Below are 6,891 nucleotides of genomic sequence, written 5' to 3'. Positions count from 1 at the left end.
AGCGCGACAACAACGCCGCACTGTCCGATAACGATGTGAGATATGTTGATATGGCCGTGCACGATCTTAGGCGTCAGCGCGCTGGGCTCACCCCTCTCCCCAACCCTCCCCCGCAAGGGGGGAGGGAGCCCGTCTAAGGTGCTCACCTTACGGGAACGCCAACGCATGCAGTTGCTCAAAGGACGCCTCAGTGCTTCGCGGCTTCACCATCGCGCAGCTTGAACCGCTGGATCTTGCCAGTCGCCGTCTTCGGCAGATTGTCGACCACATCGATCCAGCGCGGATATTTCCACGGGCCGATCTTCTGCTTGACGTGTTCCTTCAGCGCCTCGTGCAAACCTTCGGCCGAGCTCTCGGGCCGCAGCACCACATAAGCTTTCGGCTTCAACAGCCCTTCCGGATCGGCTTCCGGCACAACGGCGGCTTCCAGCACCGCGGGATGGGTGATCAGCGCGCTCTCGACCTCGAACGGCGAGACCCAGATGCCGGAAACCTTGAACATGTCGTCGGCGCGGCCGCAGAAGGTGTAGCGGCCGTCGGCATCGCGCGTGTACTTGTCGCCGGTGCGGGTCCAGGCGCCCTCGAAGGTGGCGCGGCTCTTGGCGCGCTGATTCCAGTAGCTCTCGCCGGCCGAGGGTGCATCGACCAGCAGTTCGCCGACCTCGCCGTCGGCGACCTCGGCACCGCTCTCGTTGACCAGCCGCACCTTGTAGCCGGGCACCGGACGGCCGGACGAGCCGTATTTGATGTCGCCGGGCGCATTCGACAGGAAGATGTGCAGCAGCTCGGTCGAGCCGACGCCGTCGAGGATGTCGACGCCGAACCGCGCGCGCCAGGCATTGCCGACCGATTCCGGCAGCGCCTCGCCGGCCGAGGTGCAGATGCGCAGACGATTGCCGCCGGACTGCGCCTTGGTCGCCTCGTCGTTCAACATCGCCGCGAACAGGGTCGGCACGCCGAAGAAGATGCTGGGATGATATTTGTTCATCAGCGCGAACATCACCGCCGGCGTCGGCCGCTCCGAATTCAGGATCGTCGTTGCGCCGACCGACATCGGGAAGGTGAGCGCATTGCCGAGCCCATAGGCGAAGAACAGTTTGGCGGCCGACAGGCCGACATCGTCCTCGCGGATGCCGAGCACCTGGCGGGCATAGGTCTCCGCGGTCGCGGCAAGATTGGAATGCAGATGGCGCACGCCCTTCGGCATGCCGGTCGAGCCCGACGAATAGAGCCAGAATGCCGGCTCGTCGGCATGCGTCGGCGCGGTCGCGAACACGTCGCTCTCGCGCGCGATCTCGTCGGACAGCCTCTTGTGGCCGTGCGCGTCCTTGCCGGAGACCACGACATGCTCGAGGTCCGGCATGCGCGCGATGATGTCCTTCACGACCGGCAGCAGCGCCTCCGACACGAACAGCACGCGCGCGCGGCAATCACCGAGGCTGTAGGCGTATTGCTCCGCGGTCAGCAGCGTGTTGAGCGGCACCGGCACCACGCCGGCGCGGATCGCGCCGAGGAACACGATCGGGAAATCGACCGTGTCCAGCATGATCATGGCGACCCGCTCCTCGCGGCGGACGCCGAGCCGGCGCAGCATGTTGCCGAGGCGCCGGGTCTGCTGCTGCAACTGGCCATAGGTGATTTGCGACACCGTGTCGTCGAACACGACCTTGCCGCCGCGGCCTTGATCGACGTTGCGGTCGAGCAGCCAGGAGACTGCGTTATAAGTCATGCCCCGCTCCTCGGACCCAGACGCGCCACGTGTCCCTCTCCTGTGAATTTAGGAATTATAATTCATACAAAGCCACCACGTTGGCTTGCTGTCAATCCTTATCGGCATTATGTTTCCTAGACTGACGGTCTGATTCAGCCAGGACCGCGTCGCACAGGGATCATGACCGCAGCCAACGATCCGGAAACCGACTTCCTCGAACAGCTCGGCCAGCGCGTGCGCACCATGCGCGCGCTGCGCGGCATGTCGCGCAAGGTGCTCGCCAAGGTCTCCGGCATTTCCGAACGCTACATCGCCCAGCTCGAAAGCGGCAAAGGCAATGTCTCGATCGTGCTGCTGCGCCGTGTCGCAGGCGCGATGGGCGCGCATCTCGAGGACCTGATCCCCTCCAGCGAGCCGGTGCCGGACTGGGCCGTGATCCGCGATCTCCTGCGGAAAGCTTCGCCGAGCCAGATCGCACAGGCCAAGGACACGCTCGCCGGCAGCAGCCCGCTGGCGCCACGCCGCGCCTCGTTCTCCGGCATTGCGCTGATCGGCCTCCGCGGCGCCGGCAAGACCACGCTCGGCCGCATGCTGGCGAAGAAGATCGGCTGGAGCTTCGTCGAGCTCAACAAGGAGATCGAGGCGCAGAACGGCCTCTCGGTTGCCGAGATCATCGCGCTGTACGGCCAGGAAGGCTTTCGCCGCATGGAGCAGGCCGCGCTGACGCAGCTGCTCGCGCGCAAGGAATTGATGGTGCTGGCGACCGGCGGCGGCATCGTCTCCGAGGCGCTGACCTTCGACCTGATCCTGTCGTCGTTCTACACGATCTGGCTGAAGGCCGAGCCGGAAGAGCACATGGCCCGCGTCCGCCGCCAGGGCGACCTGCGCCCGATGGCCGACGATCGCTCGGCGATGGCCGAATTGCGCAACATCCTGGTCAGCCGCGAGCCGCTTTATGCGCGCGCATCGGCGGTGGTCGACACCGCCGGGCTCTCGGTCGATGCCGCCGCCGCGCGGCTGATCGATTCCGTGCGGCCGGTGTTGCAGAACGAGGCGCGGAGTTTCGGGCTGCGCAGCGTGGCGCTTTAATCTTACAGAACAATCGCCTTACTTCTCCCGTCATTGCGAGCGAAGCGAAGCAATCCATCTTTCCGCGTGTGCCGATGCATGGATTGCTTCGTCGCTATCGCTCCTCGCAATGACGAATTACAACAACCGGCTCTTCACATCATCGGCCCCTTCCCGCAGCAGCGGCAGGAAGCGATCGATCAATTCCTTGGCCGGCACCCGATCGACATGCGCGCCCATGTTGATGGCGGCGACGATGGTGCCGTCATAGCGGCGCACCGGCACCGAGATGGAGCGGAAATGCGGCTCGGCCTCGCGGTCGACCAGTGAATAGCCCTGCGCGCGATCGGCGATGATGGTGGCGAGCAGTTTCTTCGGATCGGTCACGGTCTGCGGCGTCACCGGTTCGCGGCGCATCGCCTTTAGCCGCGCCGCGAGCTCGGCATCATCGAGCCGGCCGAGCATCGCACGGCCGACCGAGGTACAGAACGCCGGCAGCCGGTAGCCGATGTCGAGACCGGCGGAGAACACCCGCGTCGGGCTCGAACGCGCGACGAACACGACATCGTCGCCGTCGAGCAGCGCGAGCGAGGCGATCTCCTGCGCTGATGTGGCGATGCGATCGAGCACCGGCTGCAACACCGTCACCACCTGGTTGGATTGCAGGAACGAGCCGGCCAAGGTCAGCACATGCGGCGTCAGCGTGAACAGCTTGCCGTCGGTGGTGACGAAGCCGCCATGCGCCAGCGTGAACAGGATGCGGCGCGCGGTGGCGCGCGGCAGGTCGGCGGCGCGCGCGAGGTCGCTCAGCGTCGCGGGACCCGTCACGGTGCCGAACACCTGCAACAGGCGCAGGCCGCGATCGAGCGCCTCGACGAAGTCGGTGGCGCGTTCGTCCTGATCGGTCCGCTTCAGCTTGGGCATAGGGGTTCGGCTTTGAACGGTTCAAAAATTGCGCTTGCTGCCCTGCCCAGACATGGCATAATTCGCACATTCGTTCAATAGTCGAACAAATCCAGTTTCGGGAAACGCTGCCATGATGAGCCAGGAAGCGAACGATCTGATCACCCGCACCAGCCGCAAAGACCCTTGCGGCAGACTGATGCGGATGTACTGGCAGCCGGCGGCGCTGGTCGACGAGCTGGAAGGAGCGCGCCCGGTGCGGCCGGTGCGGCTGCTCGGCGAAAACCTGGTGCTGTTCCGCGGCGAGGACGGCAGCTACGGCCTGATCGATCGCCACTGCGCGCATCGCGGCGCCGACCTCGCCTTCGGCCGGCTCGAAAATGGCGGGCTGCGCTGCGCCTTCCATGGCTGGCTGTTCGACACATCAGGCCAGTGCATCGAGACGCCGGCAGAGCCGGCCGGTTCGCAGCTCTGCAAGGGCATCAAGCAGCGCTCCTATCCCGTGGTCGAGAAGAGCGGCATCCTGTGGGCCTGGCTCGGCGAAGGCACTCCGCCGGCATTCCCCGAGCTCGACTGCTTCGTCGCGCCCGGGACGCATACGTTTGCGTTCAAGGGCCACATGAACTGCAACTGGCTGCAGGCGCTCGAGGTCGGCATCGATCCGGCGCACGCCTCCTTCCTGCATCGCTTCTTCGAGGATGAGGACACATCGGCGGCTTACGGCAAGCAATTCCGCGGCGCCTCGGCCGGCAGCGACATGCCGATGACGAAAATCCTGCGCGAATATGATCGCCCGATCATCAATGTCGAGCACACCGAATACGGCCTGCGGCTGATCGCGCTGCGCCAGCTCGACGCCGAGCGCACCCATGTGCGGGTGACAAATCAGCTGTTCCCGCACGGCTTCGTGATTCCGATGTCGACCGAGATGACGATCACGCAGTGGCACGTGCCGGTCGATGACGAGAACTGCTACTGGTACGCGATCTTCACCAGCTACGCGGCGCCGGTCGACAAGCCAAAGATGCGCGACCAGCGGCTCGCGCTCTACACGCTGCCCGACTACAAGTCGCGCAAGAACCGCAGCAACGATTACGGCTTCGATCCGCACGAGCAGGCGACCGAGACCTATACCGGCATGGGCACCGACATCAACGTCCACGACCAGTGGGCGGTGGAATCGATGGGGGCGATCCAGGACCGCACCAACGAGCATCTCGGCCAGAGCGACAAGGCGATCGTGCAGTATCGCCGGCTGCTGCGACAGGAGATCGAGAAGGTCGGCGGTGGCGAGAAGCCGATGCTGTTCCTCGACGAGGCCTCCGCGCGCAGCATCCAGGGCCCGGCGACGATGGACGGCATCGGGCCGACGCTGGGCTGGGAGCTCTACTGGATGGAAGTCGACGTCAAGCGCCGCCGCGGCGCACCGTGGGCCGCTCCGGTGCCGCGCGAGATCGCCGGCAAGGTGCAGCATCTGACGGCGGCGGAGTAGTATGTACTCAACACCTGCCGTCATTGCGAGGAGCGCAGCGACGAAGCAATCCATACATCCGCACATGCGGCTCGATGGATTGCTTCGCTTCGCTCGCAATGACGCGTCTGAAGGAGCAACACGTTGAGCTTTGTCGAGCGTCACGGCCTATGGTCGGATGAGCAGAAGGAGGCCGCGAACCGCCTCCGCCGCATCGTCGAGGAGAAGAACCTCGAGGTCATCCGCCTGTCGTTTCCCGATCAGCACGGCATCCTGCGCGGCAAGACGCTGATCGCCACTGAGGCCGTGCGCGCGCTGGAGGGCGGCTGCTCGATCACCACGACGATGCTCGCCAAGGACACCTCGCACAAGACGGTGTTTCCGGTGTTCACATCAGGCGGCGGCTTCGGCATGAAGGAGATGGAGGGCGCGGCCGACGTGCTGATGGTCGCCGACCCCACCACGTTCCGCGTGCTGCCCTGGGCGCCGAACACCGGCTGGCTGCTCTGCGATCTCTATTTCAGCGACGGCCGACCCGTGCCATTCGCGACCCGCAACCTCTATCGCAAGGTGCTCGATCAACTCGGCAGCCGCGGCTACGATTTCGTCGCCGGGCTCGAGGTCGAATTCCATCTGTTCAAGCTCGAGGACGCGCACATGGCGCCGGAGGATGCCGGCCAGCCCGGACGGCCGCCGTCGGTCAGCCTGCTGTCGCACGGCTATCAGTACCTCACCGAACAGCGTTACGACCAGATGGAGCCGGCGCTCGAGATCATCCGCCGCGACATCATCGCGCTCGACCTGCCCTTGCGCACGGTCGAGGTCGAGTTCGGCCCAAGCCAGTGCGAGTTCACCTTCGCACCGACCACAGGGCTTGCGCCGGCCGACATCATGGTGCTGTTCCGTTCGGCCGTGAAGCAGATCGCGCGCCGCCACGGCTATCACGCGACCTTCATGTGCCGGCCGAAACTGCCGAACATCTTCGCCTCGGGCTGGCACCTGCATCAGTCGCTGGTGTCGCGCGCGGGCGGCGAGAACGTGTTCATGGCGAAGGAGACTGGCGAGCCGTTGAGCCCGCTCGGACGCGCCTGGCTCGCCGGCCTGATCGAGCACGCGCGGGCCTCGACCGTGTTCACGACGCCGACCATCAACGGCTACAAACGCTACCGTTCCTATTCGCTGGCGCCGGATCGCGCGATCTGGGGCCGCGACAACCGCGGCGTGATGATCCGGGTGCTCGGCGGCCCGAATGATCCGGCGACGCGGCTGGAGAACCGGATCGGCGAGCCCGCCGCCAATCCCTATCTCTACATGGCTTCGCAAATTCTCTCCGGCCTCGACGGCGTCGATCGCAAGCTCGATCCCGGCCCGTCCGCCGACACACCCTACGAGACCAAGGCCGCACTGCTGCCGAAGTCATTGCGCGAAGCGGTGTTCGCGCTCAATGACGACCCGTTCTTCCGCGGGGCGATGGGGCCGGAGTTCGTCGACTACTACGTTTTCATCAAGAACGCGGAGATCGAGCGTTTCCAGGCCGAGGTGTCGGACTGGGAGCAGCGCGAATATTTCGAGATGTTTTGACCCCCTAATCCGTCATCCTGAGGAGCGCGCAGCGCGTCTCGAAGGGTCGACGGCCCAGCCGGTGGCCGTGCATCCTTCGAGGCTCGCAAGCGCTCGCACCTCAGGATGACGGATGACGGGATCAAAACATCTCGAACTCGGTGCTCCCAGCAACTGA

At 65.2% G+C, this 6,891-nt stretch carries 5 protein-coding genes; 3 read left to right on the top strand and 2 right to left on the bottom strand.

The window, feature by feature from the left end:
- Positions 1-187: 187 nt before the first annotated feature.
- Positions 188-1,729 carry a benzoate-CoA ligase family protein gene (locus tag FNJ47_RS43820; RefSeq protein WP_163162714.1) on the bottom strand — a complete coding sequence of 514 codons (1,542 nt, stop codon included), beginning with the start codon at positions 1,727-1,729 and terminating at the stop codon, positions 188-190.
- Between the two features lie 162 nt (positions 1,730-1,891).
- On the opposite strand from FNJ47_RS43820, the gene FNJ47_RS43815 reads away from it, so the two are divergent.
- Positions 1,892-2,800, top strand: coding sequence for a helix-turn-helix transcriptional regulator (locus tag FNJ47_RS43815; protein ID WP_163162712.1), 909 nt, complete (start codon positions 1,892-1,894; stop codon positions 2,798-2,800).
- Positions 2,801-2,917: 117 nt separating this feature from the next.
- Here the strand turns inward: FNJ47_RS43815 and FNJ47_RS43810 are convergent, their stop codons facing one another.
- Positions 2,918-3,703: an IclR family transcriptional regulator domain-containing protein gene (locus FNJ47_RS43810; protein ID WP_163162710.1), complete on the bottom strand. Its 786-nt coding sequence runs from the start codon at positions 3,701-3,703 to the stop codon at positions 2,918-2,920.
- A gap of 112 nt (positions 3,704-3,815) precedes the next feature.
- Here FNJ47_RS43810 and FNJ47_RS43805 point away from each other — a divergent pair, with 112 nt between their 5' ends.
- On the top strand, positions 3,816-5,174 hold the full coding sequence (locus FNJ47_RS43805; protein ID WP_163162708.1) for an aromatic ring-hydroxylating dioxygenase subunit alpha: 1,359 nt from the start codon (positions 3,816-3,818) through the stop codon (positions 5,172-5,174).
- A 123-nt stretch (positions 5,175-5,297) separates the two neighbouring features.
- Positions 5,298-6,734 (top strand): glutamine synthetase family protein, encoded by a 1,437-nt coding sequence (locus FNJ47_RS43800; protein ID WP_163162706.1) that lies wholly within the window; start codon positions 5,298-5,300, stop codon positions 6,732-6,734.
- Positions 6,735-6,891: the final 157 nt, after the last annotated feature.

It is taken from the genome of Bradyrhizobium uaiense (assembly GCF_010811875.1).
Classification (GTDB): Bacteria; Pseudomonadota; Alphaproteobacteria; order Rhizobiales; family Xanthobacteraceae; genus Bradyrhizobium; species Bradyrhizobium uaiense.
Note: the sequence above shows the minus strand (reverse complement) of the source record. Positions and strands in the feature narration are given on the sequence as shown.

Excerpts from the sequence above, each read along its gene's own strand:
- FNJ47_RS43805 (WP_163162708.1), top strand. The coding sequence starts at position 3,816 with ATGATGAGCCAGGAAGCGAACGATCTGATCACCCGCACCAGCCGCAAA.
- FNJ47_RS43820 (WP_163162714.1), bottom strand. The coding sequence starts at position 1,729 with ATGACTTATAACGCAGTCTCCTGGCTGCTCGACCGCAACGTCGATCAA.
- FNJ47_RS43815 (WP_163162712.1), top strand. The coding sequence starts at position 1,892 with ATGACCGCAGCCAACGATCCGGAAACCGACTTCCTCGAACAGCTCGGC.
- FNJ47_RS43810 (WP_163162710.1), bottom strand. The coding sequence starts at position 3,703 with ATGCCCAAGCTGAAGCGGACCGATCAGGACGAACGCGCCACCGACTTC.